Source organism: Acerihabitans sp. (genome assembly GCF_036398755.1).
GTDB lineage: Bacteria > Pseudomonadota > Gammaproteobacteria > Enterobacterales > Enterobacteriaceae > Acerihabitans.
Map to the genome: position 1 here is coordinate 114,487 of NZ_DASWOM010000017.1, position 15,942 is coordinate 130,428.

Sequence of the window (15,942 nt, forward strand, 5' to 3'; positions counted from 1 at the left end):
CCCCGTTACGCCGGCCGTTAAGAACCATCATTGGAGAGGTAGTATGAAAGCAAAAATATTTTCCGGGGTGATCCCGGCGTTGATGACGCCATGCACGCAGGCCAGGCAACCCGACTTCGATGCCCTGGTGCGCAAAGCGCAGGAATTGATTGGCGCGGGCATGTCGGCGGTGGTGTATTGCGGTTCGATGGGCGACTGGCCGCTGCTGACCGACGCGCAGCGCATGGAAGGGGTGGAACGCCTGACCCGGGCCGGCATTCCGGTCATCGTCGGCACCGGCGCGGTGAACACCGCGCAAGCGGCGGCCCATGCCGCCCACGCGCAGAGCGTGGGGGCCAAGGGCCTGATGGTGATTCCGCGTGTGCTGTCGCGCGGTTCGGTGATCTCGGCGCAAAAAGAACACTTCAAGGCCATTCTTGCCGCCGCGCCCGATCTGCCCGCGGTCATCTATAACAGCCCCTATTATGGTTTTGCCACCCGCGCCGATCTCTTTTTCGCCTTGCGCGGCGAACATGCCAATCTGGTCGGTTTTAAAGAGTTCGGCGGCATGGACGACCTGCGCTACGCCGCCGAGAACATCACCAGCCGCGACGATGACGTCACGCTGATGATCGGCGTCGACACCGCCGTGGTACACGGCTTCGTCAACTGCGGCGCCACCGGCGCCATCACCGGCATTGGCAACGTGCTGCCCGAAGAAGTGCTGCATCTGTGCAATCTTTCCCTGGCCGCGGCGGCGGGCGACAGCGACGCGCGCCTGCGGGCGCAGGAGCTGGAGCAGGCGCTGGCGATCCTGTCGTCATTCGATGCCGGCCCGGATCTGGTGCTGTTCTTCAAATATATGATGGTGCTGAAGGGGAATAAAGAGTACGCGCTGCACTTTAATGAGACCGACAGGCTTACCGACAGCCAGCGCGGCTACGTGGAAGCGCAGTTGCGCTTATTCAACCGGTGGTATGCCGAATGGAGCCAATTGCCGGGGGCGGTACAGCGCTATAAAAGCGGCATGGAGCGAGCCGCTTAGAAAGGGTTCCAAACGCGATATTCCAGCGTGGTTGCCAAAACCACGCTTTTTTACGCGCCCAGGATCGTTCACGACGCCGCGCGGTGGGACAAAAAGGCCTCGCGGGTTTGTTCAGGCATTTTCCTTTACCTGGCCGGTGGCGATAAGATCCCGATCGACGATTTTCAACTGCGCCCTTTTTTGCGCCTGGCTCATCAGGTGCGCGCGCGCGCGCCGCGCCGCTTCGTGGCCGGAGCCGGTGGCGATCTCCATATTGCCGATCTCGGCAAAATAGTCGCCGGCGAAATGGATATTGACGTCGTCGCGTTCGCAGTAGGCGAGCATCGGGTCAAAATTGAAGCCGGCCGGGCGATAGGTATTGCCCGGCACCCAGCGTTGCACGATGGTTTCCTTCACATGCCCCTGCAATTGCGGGAACATGGTGTAGATATCGGCGAGGTAGCGATCGCGAATCTCATCGTCGGTCAGCTTGAGCATTTCGCGCGCCGGCGTGCCGCCGCAATACACCATCAGGCTACCGCCCGGTTTGCGCGGCCCGGTTCTCAGCGGGTTGGCATGATTGAAAAACATGTCGAACGAGGCGTCCGGCGTGGTGATGGCATAGATATCGTCATAGGGCATGGGACCCGGCTCGTCGGTGATGATCCCCATGGTGGGGAACGGGCCGTACTGGACGCGTTGCAGGGTCTGGCGAACATCATCGGGCATATCGCGCACGATGTCCGCCGCCTGGTAAGCCGGTACCGCCATCACCACTTCCGCGGCGGTTACGCTGTGTTCGCGCCCGTCGGTCTCATAGACCACCGTGACCAGGTCGCCGGTTTTAGTGACCGATTTCACCTGGGTGTGATAGCGCACGCGATCGCCGAGCAGCTCCATCATCACCTCGCCGAAACGGCCCGAACCGCCGTTCAGATTCAGCGCCATGGCATCGCCTTTACCGGCCCACACGGCGCCGAAAAGAGAAACGCCGACCCCCGCGTGCTGGTCTTCCATTTCAGCCGCCGCGCGCCGCGCCGCTGATTTAAACAGCGCTTCCAGCCGTTTGGGCAGGGGGCCCATAAATTCGCGAAAGGATTTATCCGACAGATAGCCGGCGACCCGCGCCCGGCGGCGCTGGTTACTTTCGCCGTACACCGGCGCCATCGCTTTTTGCCAGCCTTTTACGGCCTTGAGAATCCGCATGCCCTTGATGGCCATGGCGAAACGCTCTCGCAGGGTCATCGACAAGGTCAGCGGCAGGGCGGAAACCATTTTCGGCTTGTACACTTTACCGCCCCAATAAATCGCGAATTTATTGCCGGGGATCTTGATGACATCCAGGCCTATGGAATGAAGGATATTGCGCATATGCGACCCCGGCGGCGGAAACAGATGGCCGCCGAGATTCAGCCAATAGTCTCCCCGGGATACCGAGTAGAGACGTCCGCCGAGACGGTGCGATTTTTCCAGCACCAGAATATTCTTATCCCTGAGTTCCCAGGCCGCCGACAAACCCGACGGGCCGCCGCCAATAATCACGACATCAAATTCCGGTTTAACCATTTTTGCTTCACCTCAATCGCTTACGTGCTGATTTGTTCCGCCGCGCGGGGATGTCCCTGGAGGATCATGGCCCGGACGGCGGGAGAAATATCGCGCTTGCAGCCGCTAAGTGTTACGGGTAATATATTACACGTAACACCCTATTGTCAATAATCCGTTATTGCCCAGGTCGGTATCGCGTCCTCAATGTCATCCAGGAGAGTTTAATGAAATTCAATCATTCCAGAGTGTTGTGCCTGATCGCCTCGCTGGCGGCGGGCGCGCTTCCCGCCGCACCCGCCTGGTCGCAGGACGCGATCGCCAAGGCCGATGATGTGGCCGCGCTGCTGCCCCAGTCCATAAAGGACGCCGGCGAGCTGCGTATCGCCGTGCCGGACACGGGGAAACCGCTGGCTTATAAAGAAGACGGCGTGCTTAAGGGGATGGATGTGGATCTCGCACAATCGGTTGCCGCGGTATTGGGGCTGAAGGCCACTATCAACCTGATCCCTTTCGCCACCGCGCTGGCCGGCTTGCAGTCGAATAAATATGATATTTCCTACGGTGAGTTCTATGTCACGACGGAACGATTGAAAGTCGCCGATTTTGTCACCAACTGGCAGGATTTCAGCACGTTCCTGGTAAAAAAAGGCCAATCCTTCCAGGCCAGAACCCTGGCGGATATCTGCGGCCATAAGGTCGGCGCCATGGCCGGTTCCGCGGAGCTGGCCACCCTCAAATCCGCGTCGCTGACGTGTACCGGCAAGGCTTCGGTGATCAGCGCGTTCCCCTCAATCAATAACGCCGTGCTGGCGCTGAACAGCGGCCGGGTGGACGGTGTGCTGATCAACCGTGGCGGGGCGCAGGAATCGATACGCGTTGATGCCGGTCTTATCGCCTCGGGCGAAATCGGCGGGGGACCGACCGCGACCGCGGTGGCGCGCAACGCTCATTCCGCTCAACTGCTGCAAGCGTTGAAAGGCGCCTACGATCGTTTGATCCAGAATGGCGAATACGCAAGGATCCTTGAAAAGAACGATACGGCGTTCGGCGCCGTCAACAGCGCGGAAATCTACCAAGAAGGTGCGACGCCGCCCAAATACAGTTTCTGACGTTGCTCCCGGGGAAGGGAGGCTTGACGAACCGGCGGTTGGCTGTGACCGATGGTAATAAGGAAACGGTATGGCAACTGCCGGATAACGGCCCTGGTGAACGGAATTAACTCCACCGGGTCATAAGAAAATACAATCCATATTGAGAAGAATCTTCATTCGGGCTAAAATGTAGCATGTTATCGACTACCAAAATGTCAGTCTGAGGTTTAAATGGAACAGGAACATCCTATACTGCGGCAGGCCAATCTACGCGATCAGGCGCTGTCTATTCTTAAATTGCGTCTGGTGTCCGGCGATCTGGCGCCGGGCCAGATTTATTCCGCCTCGGCCCTGGCCGAAGAATTAGGGGTGTCCAATAGCCCGGTTCGCGAGGCCATGCTGACGCTGGTCAACCAGGGATTAATGGAAACGGTGCGCAATCGCGGTTTTCGCGTGGTGCATTTCAGCGATAAAGAGCGTCGTAACGTCTATGAGCTGCGCCTGTTGCTTGAAGTGCCGTCGATGGCCAAACTTGCCACGCTCGCGCCGCGGGTGGAAGCGCGCCGGGAGGCGTTTTCCCACATTGCCTCCGACATGGTGGGCTATGCCGAGGAAGGAAATATCGCGGGTTATCTGGAAATGGACCGCCAGTTCCATCTCGGCCTGCTGTCGCTGCTGGAAAATGAGCCTTTGGTGACAATGGTGGAAAACCTGCGCGATCAGTCCCGGCAATACGGGCTCAAGGCGCTGCGCGAAAGCGGCGGACTGGTGAAATCCGCGCAAGAGCATCAACCTATCCTTGATGCTATGTTATCAGGGGATACCGAATTAACCACCCGTCTGATGACCAACCATCTCAGTCATTTAATGAGCGACTGGGCGGGCTGATGTCAGGCGCCGGCAGCCGTTAACGCGATTATGCCGCTCGGCAAAACCCTATTCCGCCGGCGGACACCGCCCGTCCATCGCCCGCCAGGGGTGGTAGTGTTCCGGCAAGCTTAGGGCAATGGATATCCCGCGCGATGACACCCACCCTTATAACACCCCGCCTTGAAACAGGATGGTATCATTTCGCCTGATTGGTTATGCCGAAAGGAATATGAACGGAGGGCACAACGGCGCTCGCGCTCAGTAAATGCCGGGATTGATCGTCAAAAAAGATATGGGGTTTAAGAATCTCCAATACTTTACCCTTTTCAATGCCACCAAGAAAGAAGGCGTCATTTGCCATGACACCCCAGCTTTTTAATGTCGTTAATGCTCTCTCATGCGATGGCGCGTTCCTGGCGGTCACTATCGAAATCCTCAGGCGATTCGCATAACCGGGATGTTTTATCTTGTGTTTTTCTTCCTCGGACTGAATTTTTGCCATCCTGACCAGGAATTCTTTCAGCGGTCCGGGATTATGCGGCTGCATCACGTTCTTCACTTCATTGGCATGGAATTCACCGAGCCCGGAGGTTTGCATGACGGATTCAGAGGCGTCATCGGCCAGAACGCCATCAAAATCGAAGGCGATCCTAAGCGTGGCATCCGTTTCATCGTCGACGAATTTTGAATCCAATACCTGTCCCGCCGGGAATCCTGCCTTGATGGCGGCGTCAACGTCGGCTTTGTTGGCGGACAAAAACAAGGCGATATTAAGCGCGGGAATATACTCATAGGGTGAACGGCCTTGCATGAATATTGCCCTGGTCATACCGAGCTTGTAATGTTCGATGGTTTTCATCACCCGCAATCCGGTATCGGGATCATTCCTTGACAGCAACACGACTTCAACAAGCGGGTCGTTGATCGGATCAGGGCTGAGGTCATTAAGGGAAAGTAAGCGTTTAATAAAGGGAAAGGCGATCCCTTGGGGCAGGGCTTGATTAAGGTGCGCCTCCTGGAATCTTCTGTATTCTTCCTCACCCTGGCTTTTGAATATTTCATCGGATTCTTTCAAATCAAACACAGCACTCGAGGCGACACCGATGACCAGACGGTGTTCAAGGTCGTAAGCCATTTACACTCCCTTATTTTTAGTCCACCGCAATGAAAATGCTGTGATGGAGATCATCTGCATAAAAGCGGCAGCTTGATTTTTGGAATACCTTACCAGCATTCTCAGGTATCGATAGATTTTTCTTAGTGTCGAGTGTCGAAAAAGGAAGCCCATGGGTGCCAAAGAAAAGATCTTCCAGCAGGTTGCCGCCGCGTATCATGATAAGTCCCATGGTTTTACCGCCCAGGATTGCGAATCCTTTATCTCACTTAATCGCAGTGTTATCAGCCATTACCTTAATCGTTTGTGCGAAGACGGGAAACTGCGGAAAGAGAACGGACGGCCGGTTCGTTTTTATCTGGCGGCCGACGGTGAAAATGATGTAAAGGATGCCAGGACACGGCATACCTCCGACCCCTTCGACGCTTTTATCGGCGCCTGCGGCAGCCTGCGACAGCATGTGGATCTCTGCCGGGCGGCGATAAATTATCCGTCGGGCGGTCTGCCGCTGCTGTTGGTGGGAGAGAGCGGCGTAGGGAAAAGCTATCTTGCCGCCCTGATCCACCGTTATGCCGCCGAAAAAGGCCTGATCAGGGCGGGCCGGGGACTGGTGGAATTGAACTGCGCGGATTACGCCAATAATCCTGAGCTGCTGTCGGGTACGCTGTTTGGCTACATCAAAGGCGCATTTACCGGCGCGGATCGGGACCGGCCGGGTCTGCTGGATGAAGCGGACGGCAGCTTTTTATTTCTCGATGAAGTCCATCGCCTGTCGGCGGAAAACCAGGAGAAACTGTTCCTGTTTATGGATAAAGGCTATTTCTACCGTTTAGGCGATAACCGCACGCCCCACAAGGTGGAGGTGCGTTTCCTGTTCGCCACCACCGAAAATACCGATAACGTGTTGCTCAACACCTTCCGGCGGCGTATTCCCATCAAGGTGGAACTGCCCAATTTTTCCGCGCGTCCGCTGACGGAGAAGCTTGCGCTGGTGGAGACCTTTATACGGCAAGAGGCGCGACGGCTCCGGCAGGACATTACCGTCGATACGCTGTTGGTCAATCAGCTCATCACCACGCCGGTACTGGGTAATATCGGGGAAATCAAAAACCAGATAAAAGTGCTGTGCGCGGCGGCCTATTCTCGTCATCTGGACGGAAGCGCGCTCGTCCTGGCTGCGCCATTGCCCGCCGGCGACGGCCCGCGCGATATCCTGACCATCGGCCACGCCGGCAGGCAGGATCACGACGCCGTGCTGTTGCGCCTGCTGGCCAATGAGCTGGATGACGATAAGCTGCTAGAGGAATTTTGCCACAGCGCCAATATTCCCCTGTTTGCCCGCAAGCTGGAATACCTGCTCACCGGCGGCAAGGGATTGCTGCCGCCGGAAAGGGTCTATTCCGGCGTGATCTGGCAATGGCTGACGCAGGTAATGGATGAACTGGAAGAAAACACCGGCATAGAGGCGGGTCCGGGATTACGTAAATTCATTTATCTGTGTCTGGTGTATTGTCTGAATGTGCCGATGCTGCCCGAGCGTATCGCCGGCCTGCGTGAAATCACCGACTATACCGCGCAGAAAGCCAAAATGCTGGCGGAGGAGTGCCTGGCGCTTTTGAGCGCCAGGCTGGGCAAGGGGGACATCGGCCTGATGATGCCGCTGTTGAGCGCCGCGTTTCACCATGGGGTGGAAAAAGAGGAGTTTATGCAAGGGGTTATCGTCTCCCATGGCAAAGCAACGGCGTCAAGTATTGCCGGCACGGCCAACAAATTGACCGGGGGCTATTATCTCAAGGCGTTCGATATGCCGTTTTCGGTGAATACCCGCGGCATTATCGATATGCTGATTCAGCATTTGGAAAGTATAAAAAACAGTACCGGCCTGATTATCCTGGTGGACATGGGTTCCCTGAAAGAAATCTACGAAGAGATTAAGCTGCATCTGCACGGTGATTTACTGGTCATGAACAACGTTACCACCTCGATGGCCCTGGATATTGCCGATAAAATCCAGCACCGGCTGTCGATGAAAGAAATAGTGGACAGTATAAAAGGCGCTTATGAGGTGGAGGCGCGCTATTACGCCGGCATTGTCAAAGGCAACAAGGTCATTATTTCCTGCATTTCCGGCGCCGGGATATCGCGTAAGCTCAAAGAAGTGGTGCAGCGCTATCTTATCAATGATCGCATTGATATCGTCACGATGGAATATGATGACCTGAAATGGAAACTCAGCAAATCGGATAGCGCGCTGAACGGCACCAAGCTGATTATTACCACGACCGATCTGGATGTCGGCTATATCCCGCTGATCAATGTCCAGCAATTGCTAAAGGAAAAGTCGGCGCTGTTATGGCAGAACTATTTTACCGGGCTGATTCCGCCGGAACGCATTGAACCCTTGATTGATGATGTGGTGAAACTGTTTACCGTCGAAGGTGTCGCCAGCCATCTTGCTTTCCTTAATCCAACGGTGGTTATCGAGGAGATCGACAGCGTGATCAAACAATATGAAGGGTATTATAAAATCCATTTCGAAAGCTATCTGCGGATCAATCTGTTTATGCATATTGCGGCGATGATCGAGCGTTTGATGATAAATGACGCCATGCGCCACCGGGACGATGCCATTCTCACGCCGCAGCAGCGGGCTTTTATTGAAATCCAGCCGGAGATATTCCAAATGCTTCATCGCAAATACCGGGTGGTGCTAACGCTGACGGAATCGCTGATGATTTATGAACTCATGGAGCCTTGGATTACCGCGGAAACCGGCCTGCCGACGCTGTCTAAATAACGGTCGGGCAATCTGTCTAAAAACGGATAATGCGTCTAAAACCCTCCCTTTAACATACTATCTTATTGATTTTACTTGTTATATATAACATGGCACGCCTATTGCTCTTATTCTCCCAACGTCGAAAAAAAGGTGGGGGCAAAAGGCAATGATGGAAAATACGTGGCTGGATCTACAGCGCAAGGTCGTGATTGTCACCGGCGGAAATTCGGGGATAGGAAAGAAGATAGTTGAAAATCTGCATGGAAACAGGGCGCGGGTCGTGGTGGCGGATATCAGCCAGCCGGCGGCGGCGGAACGTTTGGCTGATGTGGACTATATCACATGCGACATTACCCGCCGCGGGGACGTGGAGCACATGGTGCGGAACGTCGCGGCCAAATTTACCCGTATCGACGGCCTTATCAATAATGCCGGGGTAAACCGCGCGCGCCTGCTGGTGGATTATTACCAAAAGGAGCCGGGGTATGAACTTACCGATGAAGATTTCGATTTTATGGTGGGGGTTAACCAGAAAGGCCTGTTTGTCTGCTCGCAGGAAGTGGCGCGGCTGATGATTAAACAGCGGTCCGGCGTGATTGTGAATATTCTGTCCGAGGCGGGACTGGAGGGATCGAAAGGACAAAGCTGCTATGCCGCCACCAAAGGCGCGGTCCAGGGTTTTACCCTCTCCTGGGCCAAGGAGCTGGGCGGCTTCGGGATCCGCGTGGTGGGCGTCGCGCCCGGCATCAACGAGCGTACGCCGATGGGAAACGATCTGCACCGCAAGGCGCTGGCCTATACCCGCGGCATCGATATGGCGGAAATAGACGGGGATTATAGCCAAAAACTACCCCTTGGCCGCAGCGGCAGGCTGGAGGAAATAGCGGACCTTGTTTGCTACCTGGTCTCCGATCATTCCAGTTATATCACCGGGACAACCATTAACATCACCGGAGGAAAATCGAAAGGTTAAAACCGGCCGGCCGCTTTTTAAACCGGGCGGGTGGTCCGGGAGTGATATTTTTTCAAATGACGTCGTAAAGGGTGGGTATAACCAATGCATGATGTAGAAAACAGACCCTGGATTTTAATTATAACGCACGGGCAATTTGGCAAAGAGTTGCTCAATAGTTGCGAAATGGTTTTGGGAAAAATGGAAAATGTGTACTGTTTTTCTTTACTTGTGGGCATGCCGCCGGAACAACTGATCGAAAATGTGGCGGCGGTAATGGATAGCGCGCCGGCGCACAGCATTATTCTCACCGATATCTATGCGGGCACACCATCGAACGTGGCGGCGGTTTTCGCCAAAAAAAAACAGTGTCCGGTCATCTGCGGGCTTAATTTGCCCATGCTTATCGAAGCGGAAATGTCGCGCGCGGAAACCGGGGGGGATGAATGGGCGAAGAGAATTATCGATGCGGGCAACGAAAGTATAAAAAATATTACCAGAATAATAAATGAGAGGTAATCTTATGAAGAACATCAAACTGGTACGAGTCGATTTTCGTCTGATCCACGGCCAGGTCATCACCAAATGGCGCAATATCATTGCCGCAACGGAAATCATCATTATCGATGATAAATTATCCAAAGACGGTTTTCTGTCGGATATTTATGTCATGGCGGCACCGCCGGGCGTTAAAGTCCTGGTGCTGTCTGAAAGCGATTATATCGAAAAGGCAACACAGGGTAATTTCAGCGACGGTAAGGAAAATGTATTGATATTATTCAAATCAATCGCCAATGTACGCAGAATCATCGAAAAAGGACAGCATTTTCCTGAATTGCAAATTGGCGGCTTGGGCGGTGGCGTTAATAGAAAGAGTGTCGTGAACGGTATTTCCATCGATGATCAGGATTTGGAAGATTTAAAATACCTCCAGCAGCGAAACATCAATATCTATTTCCAGGTGACGCCGGAAGAAGTCAGGCTGACGTTGGGAAAAGCAATTACTAAATTAGAGGGATGATCATGTTAGAAGTAGCGATATTCACCGGTCTTTGGTATTGGATATGTAAAACCGATATTGGTTATGCGATAACGCATGCCATCCGTCAACCGCTATTTTCGGCATTGATTATCGGTATCCTGATGCAAGACGTTACCCAGGCAATTATTATCGGCGCCGCCATACAGATATTGTATATCGGTTTGGTCGCCGCCGGCTCCAACCTGCCGGCCGATGATTGCCTGGCCGGCCTGATTGCCATACCCCTGGCGCTCAATACCGGCCTAAGCCCGGAACTGGCCATCGCCATCGCCGTGCCGGTAGGGGTGATGGGCGTCTTTATCGATCAGTTCCGCAAAACCGTCAACGCTTTTTTTGTCCATATGGCGGATAAATACGCCGAGGAGGGCAACACCACACAGATCAAACTGTGCGCCATGGTGTATCCCACCATTCTGGGATTTTTCCTGCGATTCCCCATTCCTTTTCTGGCGAATATGTACGGTAAGGACACCATCAATAATTTTCTCAATAGCGTACCGCCATGGCTGATTCACGGCTTCAGCGTCGCGGGCGGATTGCTGCCGGCGCTGGGCTTTGCGCTGACCATGTTCGTCATCGGCAAAAAGGAGCTGATGCCATGGTTTATCATCGGCTATTTCCTCGTGCAGTTCAGCGGTATTCCGGTATTCGGCGCGGCGATCTTCGGCCTGAGCGCGGTACTGTTGTTGGCTCATTACCAGAACAAAAAAGAAGCGTGAGGCGGAAAAATGGAAAAGAAACTGATTACTGAAAAAGACGTCAAGAACAGCTGGCTCTATTATTATATCGTCGCTGAAATGGGCATTTCCTATGAACGCTTACAGGCGCTGGGTTTTGTCACGTCGCTGATCCCCATTCTGGAAAAGCTTTACCCGGATGAAGAAGATTTGAAGCAGGCCCTTAAGCGTCATCTGGTGTTTTATAACACCGAAGCCGTTTATGGCGCTCCCATCAACGGTATCGTGATTGCGATGGAAGAGCAGAAAGCCAATGGCGCCGATATTGACGATGACGCCATCACCGGCATTAAAACCGGGCTGATGGGGCCGATGGCGGGCATTGGCGACTCTATCGACTGGGCCACGCTAAAACCGATTATTTTCGGCCTGGCGGTGACGCTTTCAACCAACGGCAGTATTCTGGGGGCATTCTTCCTGCTGTTATTGCCGATCATCCAGATTGTGGTGGGGCGCAAGCTCGCCGCCTACGGTTACCGCACCGGGCAGGCGTCCATCAGGGAAATTTTGCAGTCCGGCCATATAAAAACCCTGATCACCGGCGCCAGCACCCTGGGTTTATTCATGATGGGGGCGTTGTCATCCACCTATGTGAAAATCAGCACGCCCATCCAATTCAGCTTTGGTTCAGGGAACAAACCATTTGTATTGCAAAATGTCATTGATAATATTGTCCCGGGAATATTACCCCTGCTGGCGGTGTTCGGTATTTATTGGTGGCTGCTGAAAAAGAACCAGAATTTCACCATCATAATGGTGTTGATTATTTTTATCTCTATAGCGGGTTCATTGGTGGGATTATTTTAATCCATGAATGCCGTCCTTAAACAGGAGGAGTCATGAACGCCATTCATTTTGGTGCGGGCAGTATCGGCCGGGGTTTTATTGGCGATTTATTGCACAATGACGGTTATGCCATTGCCTTTGTTGATGTCAATACTGAACTCAATAAACAAATCAATCATGACAATGGTTATGATTTATACATTATTGAAAAGGGCTATGAAAAAAAATCCATTGATCGCTGTACCGCCTGGTCCCCACTGACGGACCGGGAAAAAATACGTGCGCTGTTCGTCGAGGCGGACATTATCACCACCTCGGTCTGGGCCGACAATCTGGCGAAAATCGCCCCGGTGATACTGGACGGGCTGAAAGAAAGGCGGCATCGGCACAAAGCAAGAATCAATATCATCACCTGTGAAAACGCCTTGTTCAACGGCGATATGCTGCGCCGGGCCGTGCTTGATCTGGACAACAGCCTAACGGCGCCGGCGCTGGACGCGTTAGCCTGTTTTCCCAATACCGCCGTTGACCGCATGGTGCTGAATTCCCGCCGCGACGGCAAGGATACGGTGGATATCGGCGTGGAATACGAGCTGGTTATTGAACGCAGCCGGCTGGCCGATCCGGAAAAACCACCCATTACCGGCGCCGTTTATACCGCTGGTTTGCAGCAATACCTGGAGCGCAAGCTCTATGTGATTAACGGCGGCCACGCCTGGGCCGGCTACATGGGGTATGTACTGGGCTACGACATTATCCAGGACGTCTTTGCCGACGATACGCAGGTTCTTGCAGTGAAAAACGCCATGGGGGAGGCGGCGGACCTGCTAAGCCATAAATATGATTTCAGCCGTGACGATCTGGACCGTTATATCGATTTTGCCATTAACCGGTTTAAAACCCCCGGCATCAGGGACACCATAAGCCGGGTATGCCGCTCGCCCATCCGTAAACTGTCGCCCAATGACCGCCTGGTCGGGCCCTGCGCGCAGTGCGAGGCCGCGGGATTAGAAAATAGCGCCTTATTGGCGGGGATCGCTGCGGCGTTTTTATTCGAGAATCCGATGGATGAACAATGCAATGAATTGCAGGCGGCTATTCAGCAACAGGGCATCGGCAAAGCCGTCACGCGCTATACCGGTATTGGGGATGCGTCGCGTATGCATCGGGAAATTGTTCAATGCTATGCCAGGTTAAAAGAAATTAAAAATACGCACCGTTAATTTGAACTGAAATTATATTCCGTTACGCGTGAGGACGATGTCTTTTACTAATAAAGAAGGATTCCTTATTGCCGTAAAGCTGGTGGCCAGTATGCAAGCCAATAAAGCTTATTCAAACGAAATAGACGGTGCGGTGGTTTTCTTAATCAATATGTAAATAAGGAATGACTGTATGAAACTTCAATTGGCCCTTGACGAGTTAAAGCTGGTGGATGCGTTGGCATTGGCGGAAAAAGTCATTGATTACGTCGATATTATTGAAATTGGTACGCCGTTTGTTATCGATGAGGGAATGAATGCGGTACGGCAATTCAAATCGCGCTTCCCCGGTAAAGAAATTCTCGCCGATGAAAAAATCATGGATGGCGGTTATCTGGAATCGACATTGGCGTTTGAAGCCGGCGCTGACTATGTCACGGTCTTGGGGGTGACGGATATCCTGACGGTAAAAGCCTGTTTACGGGCAGCCCATGAGTATCACCGGCAGGTGGTGGTGGATATGATTTGCGTGGATGACCTGCCGGCCCGGATCCGGGAAATGGAAGCCGCCGGCGCGCATATCCTGGCGGTGCACACCGGGGCGGATCAGCAAGCGGCGGGGCGGCATCCCATTGAGGATCTCAAAATCATGCTCAAGCATGTCACGCGTGCAAAAGTTTCCGTGGCGGGGGGAATCAACAGCAAAACCATTGAGGAGTATGCCGTCCTGCGGCCCGATATTGTTATTGTCGGTTCGGCCATTACCCATGCCGCCGATCCGGCGCAAGAGGCCCGCCTCATCAAGCAGGCCATGCTGCAGCATCTATCATAAGGAGTGAATAAAATGGCGCATTGTCAATATCTTCTCTCTATTATCAAAGAGCTGTCTGAAGATGCCTTACAGGTGGACGGGGCGAGCGTGGACAAACTGTGCGATGTAACCCTGAATGCCGGGCGGGTGTTTGTCGCCGGTGCCGGGCGTTCCGGGTTTGCCGCCCGGGCGTTTGCCAACCGGCTGATGCACCTGGGTTTCACCGTGTATTTTGTCGGCGAACCCACGACGCCGTCCATCCAGAAAAATGATCTACTGGTGATAGGATCGGGCTCGGGAGAAACGGCAAGTTTGGTCTCCATGGCGCAAAAAGCGCATAAGCAACAGGCTAAAATCGCGACCTTAACGATTTTCCCCGAGCATACCATCGGCGCGTTATCCTCGGTATGCGTTAAAATTCCCGGCGTGACCGCCAAAAGTGAAGAGCTCTCCCAAAAGGCCGATTCGGTACAGCCGTCCGGCTCCTCGTTCGAACAGTTGAGTTGGTTAATCTATGATAGCGTCATTATCAAATTGAAAGAAATCAAACAACAGACGGACGCGCAAATGTATTGCCGCCATGCCAATCTGGAATGAAAAGACAGGGAACCCGGCGGGACGCTCCGCCGGGTTCCCTCACGCCATCATGCCGGTTTTTCCCGCCTTTATTGCACCAAAATATGGCGCCCCGCCGGCACAGTAGGTGCACAGCGCCAGTGCATGGCCGCGCTTTTTTTGAATAAAACCCGATAAATCAATGAACTTCCCTTTGGCATAGCTCTTGCATACCAGCATATATATAAGATGGTATACAAGTTTAATCATTCTCCGCATTCTCCGTTGAACGGGGCGGGAAAGTTTAAAAGGGTGTTTATTAATCACACTGCATGAGGTCGGGTTGAAGACATGATGAAAAAAAAAGCAAGCGGCCAGGGGATCTCCCGCCGGGGTCTGTTAAAAGGCATGGGTATCGCTACGCTGGCCGGCGCCGCGGGCCTGTCGATGGCTCCCGCCTTTGCCAAAGAGCGCAGCGTGCGCATTTCCAACTTCGGCGGATTTTTTGAAAAGGCCTTTAAGGAACATGTTTATCCGGCTTTTACCCAGGCCACCGGCATCAAGGTTGTGTCGTCGCCGCAATCCGCCAGCGAGCAGTTCCTGATGCAACTGAGCCAATCCAATAAAGCCGGGTCGGTGCCGATGGATATTTGCTGCGTCCAGCAAAGCGATCTGCTGCGCGGACGCAGCCAGGGTCTGTGGAAATCCGTTGCCGCCGGCAAAGTGCCGAATCTGGGCAACCTGATGCCGGCCTATCGCCAGGAGACGGGCGCGGATGTGGATAATGTCGCGGCCATGGGCTGGTACCTGACGTTTGTCACCAATACGGAGGAGGTGTCGACCGCCCCCACCAGTTGGCGGGCGCTGTGGGAAAAGAATCCCCAGGCCTGGGGATTGCAGGGGGGCGCCTCGACGGTATTGCTGGAAATCACCGCCGCCACGTTCTTTGAAGGCGGTAAAACGCTGCAAACCAAAGAAGGCATCGACCAGGTCATCGCCAAGATAGCCGAGTTGAAACCCAACGCCAAAATCTGGTGGACCGATGAAGGCACCATGCAAACCGCCTTGCAAAACGATGAGGTGAAGGGCGGTTTGTACTACCACGATGTGTCGATGATCATGAAAGGCGAAGGCACGCCGGTACTGTCCACCTTCCCGCAGGAAGGGGCGGTGCAGGGATTTAACTCCTGGTGTTTGCCCAAGGCCGGCCAGTCCGCCGACGAGGCGCAGGAGTTCCTTAACTGGAGCTGCACGCCGGAATGCCATCAGCTGATTGCCCGGGGCGTCGGCGCCGCGCCGCTGCTCCCGCGCGCCAAACTCAACCTGACGGACGCCGAATTCGCCGCCGTGTCGTCGGAATCCACGCCCATTTTGGTCAATGCCGCCGTCAAGGTGAAGTATGCCGACTATCTGGCGCAGCAGTTTCTGAAAATGCTGACCGTCTGAGGAGCT

General features: G+C 54.0%; 16 protein-coding genes. 13 read left to right on the forward strand and 3 right to left on the reverse strand.

Annotation, left to right across the window (positions count from 1 at the left end):
- Window positions 1-43: 43 nt before the first annotated feature.
- On the forward strand, window positions 44-1,024 hold the full coding sequence (locus VGC33_RS03260) for a dihydrodipicolinate synthase family protein (protein WP_331118982.1): 981 nt from the start codon (window positions 44-46) through the stop codon (window positions 1,022-1,024).
- A 111-nt stretch (window positions 1,025-1,135) separates the two neighbouring features.
- On the opposite strand, the gene VGC33_RS03265 is transcribed toward VGC33_RS03260, so the two are convergent.
- Window positions 1,136-2,569 (reverse strand): flavin monoamine oxidase family protein, encoded by a 1,434-nt coding sequence (locus VGC33_RS03265; protein ID WP_331118984.1) that lies wholly within the window; start codon window positions 2,567-2,569, stop codon window positions 1,136-1,138.
- Window positions 2,570-2,775: 206 nt separating this feature from the next.
- On the opposite strand from VGC33_RS03265, the gene VGC33_RS03270 reads away from it, so the two are divergent.
- Together VGC33_RS03270 and VGC33_RS03275 are read left to right on the forward strand one after the other, a co-directional pair.
- Window positions 2,776-3,660: a transporter substrate-binding domain-containing protein gene (locus tag VGC33_RS03270; protein ID WP_331118986.1), complete on the forward strand. Its 885-nt coding sequence runs from the start codon at window positions 2,776-2,778 to the stop codon at window positions 3,658-3,660.
- Between the two features lie 213 nt (window positions 3,661-3,873).
- Window positions 3,874-4,530, forward strand: a complete 657-nt coding sequence (locus VGC33_RS03275) for a GntR family transcriptional regulator (RefSeq protein ID WP_331118988.1) — start codon at window positions 3,874-3,876, stop codon at window positions 4,528-4,530.
- Window positions 4,531-4,708: 178 nt separating this feature from the next.
- Here VGC33_RS03275 and VGC33_RS03280 read toward each other — a convergent pair whose 3' ends face one another.
- Window positions 4,709-5,647 carry a 5'-nucleotidase gene (locus VGC33_RS03280; RefSeq protein ID WP_331118990.1) on the reverse strand — a complete coding sequence of 313 codons (939 nt, stop codon included), beginning with the start codon at window positions 5,645-5,647 and terminating at the stop codon, window positions 4,709-4,711.
- Window positions 5,648-5,798: 151 nt separating this feature from the next.
- Between VGC33_RS03280 and VGC33_RS03285 the strand changes: the two genes are divergently transcribed.
- The 9 genes from VGC33_RS03285 to hxlB all read left to right on the forward strand — a co-directional run bounded on the left by VGC33_RS03285 (window position 5,799) and on the right by hxlB (window position 14,532).
- Window positions 5,799-8,423, forward strand: coding sequence for a sigma 54-interacting transcriptional regulator (locus tag VGC33_RS03285; RefSeq protein ID WP_331118992.1), 2,625 nt, complete (start codon window positions 5,799-5,801; stop codon window positions 8,421-8,423).
- 151 nt (window positions 8,424-8,574) lie between these two features.
- A complete protein-coding gene (locus VGC33_RS03290; RefSeq protein ID WP_331119082.1) occupies window positions 8,575-9,378 on the forward strand; it encodes a sorbitol-6-phosphate dehydrogenase subunit in 804 nt (267 codons plus the stop codon).
- Window positions 9,379-9,462: 84 nt separating this feature from the next.
- Window positions 9,463-9,876, forward strand: a complete 414-nt coding sequence (locus VGC33_RS03295) for a PTS sugar transporter subunit IIA (protein WP_331118995.1) — start codon at window positions 9,463-9,465, stop codon at window positions 9,874-9,876.
- Window positions 9,877-9,880: 4 nt separating this feature from the next.
- Window positions 9,881-10,378 carry a PTS sugar transporter subunit IIB gene (locus tag VGC33_RS03300; protein WP_331118997.1) on the forward strand — a complete coding sequence of 166 codons (498 nt, stop codon included), beginning with the start codon at window positions 9,881-9,883 and terminating at the stop codon, window positions 10,376-10,378.
- A gap of 2 nt (window positions 10,379-10,380) precedes the next feature.
- Window positions 10,381-11,118, forward strand: coding sequence for a PTS mannose/fructose/sorbose/N-acetylgalactosamine transporter subunit IIC (locus tag VGC33_RS03305; protein WP_331118999.1), 738 nt, complete (start codon window positions 10,381-10,383; stop codon window positions 11,116-11,118).
- A 9-nt stretch (window positions 11,119-11,127) separates the two neighbouring features.
- Window positions 11,128-11,943, forward strand: a complete 816-nt coding sequence (locus VGC33_RS03310) for a PTS system mannose/fructose/sorbose family transporter subunit IID (protein WP_331119001.1) — start codon at window positions 11,128-11,130, stop codon at window positions 11,941-11,943.
- A gap of 32 nt (window positions 11,944-11,975) precedes the next feature.
- On the forward strand, window positions 11,976-13,145 hold the full coding sequence (locus tag VGC33_RS03315) for a mannitol dehydrogenase family protein (protein WP_331119003.1): 1,170 nt from the start codon (window positions 11,976-11,978) through the stop codon (window positions 13,143-13,145).
- A 172-nt stretch (window positions 13,146-13,317) separates the two neighbouring features.
- Window positions 13,318-13,956, forward strand: coding sequence for a 3-hexulose-6-phosphate synthase (hxlA, locus tag VGC33_RS03320; RefSeq protein WP_331119005.1), 639 nt, complete (start codon window positions 13,318-13,320; stop codon window positions 13,954-13,956).
- A 12-nt stretch (window positions 13,957-13,968) separates the two neighbouring features.
- Window positions 13,969-14,532: a 6-phospho-3-hexuloisomerase gene (gene hxlB / locus VGC33_RS03325; RefSeq protein WP_331119007.1), complete on the forward strand. Its 564-nt coding sequence runs from the start codon at window positions 13,969-13,971 to the stop codon at window positions 14,530-14,532.
- A gap of 39 nt (window positions 14,533-14,571) precedes the next feature.
- On the opposite strand, the gene VGC33_RS03330 is transcribed toward hxlB, so the two are convergent.
- Window positions 14,572-14,760, reverse strand: coding sequence for a hypothetical protein (locus tag VGC33_RS03330; RefSeq protein ID WP_331119009.1), 189 nt, complete (start codon window positions 14,758-14,760; stop codon window positions 14,572-14,574).
- Between the two features lie 81 nt (window positions 14,761-14,841).
- On the opposite strand from VGC33_RS03330, the gene VGC33_RS03335 reads away from it, so the two are divergent.
- Entirely contained in the window at window positions 14,842-15,936 is a 1,095-nt protein-coding gene (locus tag VGC33_RS03335; RefSeq protein WP_331119011.1) for an ABC transporter substrate-binding protein, read from the forward strand.
- Window positions 15,937-15,942 lie beyond the last annotated feature (6 nt).

Bases quoted from the DNA above. Each gene is read 5' to 3' on its own strand.
- VGC33_RS03260 (WP_331118982.1), top strand. From the start codon at position 44: ATGAAAGCAAAAATATTTTCCGGGGTGATCCCGGCGTTGATGACGCCA.
- VGC33_RS03265 (WP_331118984.1), bottom strand. From the start codon at position 2,569: ATGGTTAAACCGGAATTTGATGTCGTGATTATTGGCGGCGGCCCGTCG.
- VGC33_RS03270 (WP_331118986.1), top strand. From the start codon at position 2,776: ATGAAATTCAATCATTCCAGAGTGTTGTGCCTGATCGCCTCGCTGGCG.
- VGC33_RS03275 (WP_331118988.1), top strand. From the start codon at position 3,874: ATGGAACAGGAACATCCTATACTGCGGCAGGCCAATCTACGCGATCAG.
- VGC33_RS03280 (WP_331118990.1), bottom strand. From the start codon at position 5,647: ATGGCTTACGACCTTGAACACCGTCTGGTCATCGGTGTCGCCTCGAGT.
- VGC33_RS03285 (WP_331118992.1), top strand. From the start codon at position 5,799: ATGGGTGCCAAAGAAAAGATCTTCCAGCAGGTTGCCGCCGCGTATCAT.
- VGC33_RS03290 (WP_331119082.1), top strand. From the start codon at position 8,575: ATGGAAAATACGTGGCTGGATCTACAGCGCAAGGTCGTGATTGTCACC.
- VGC33_RS03295 (WP_331118995.1), top strand. From the start codon at position 9,463: ATGCATGATGTAGAAAACAGACCCTGGATTTTAATTATAACGCACGGG.
- VGC33_RS03300 (WP_331118997.1), top strand. From the start codon at position 9,881: ATGAAGAACATCAAACTGGTACGAGTCGATTTTCGTCTGATCCACGGC.
- VGC33_RS03305 (WP_331118999.1), top strand. From the start codon at position 10,381: ATGTTAGAAGTAGCGATATTCACCGGTCTTTGGTATTGGATATGTAAA.
- VGC33_RS03310 (WP_331119001.1), top strand. From the start codon at position 11,128: ATGGAAAAGAAACTGATTACTGAAAAAGACGTCAAGAACAGCTGGCTC.
- VGC33_RS03315 (WP_331119003.1), top strand. From the start codon at position 11,976: ATGAACGCCATTCATTTTGGTGCGGGCAGTATCGGCCGGGGTTTTATT.
- hxlA (WP_331119005.1), top strand. From the start codon at position 13,318: ATGAAACTTCAATTGGCCCTTGACGAGTTAAAGCTGGTGGATGCGTTG.
- hxlB (WP_331119007.1), top strand. From the start codon at position 13,969: ATGGCGCATTGTCAATATCTTCTCTCTATTATCAAAGAGCTGTCTGAA.
- VGC33_RS03330 (WP_331119009.1), bottom strand. From the start codon at position 14,760: ATGATTAAACTTGTATACCATCTTATATATATGCTGGTATGCAAGAGC.
- VGC33_RS03335 (WP_331119011.1), top strand. From the start codon at position 14,842: ATGATGAAAAAAAAAGCAAGCGGCCAGGGGATCTCCCGCCGGGGTCTG.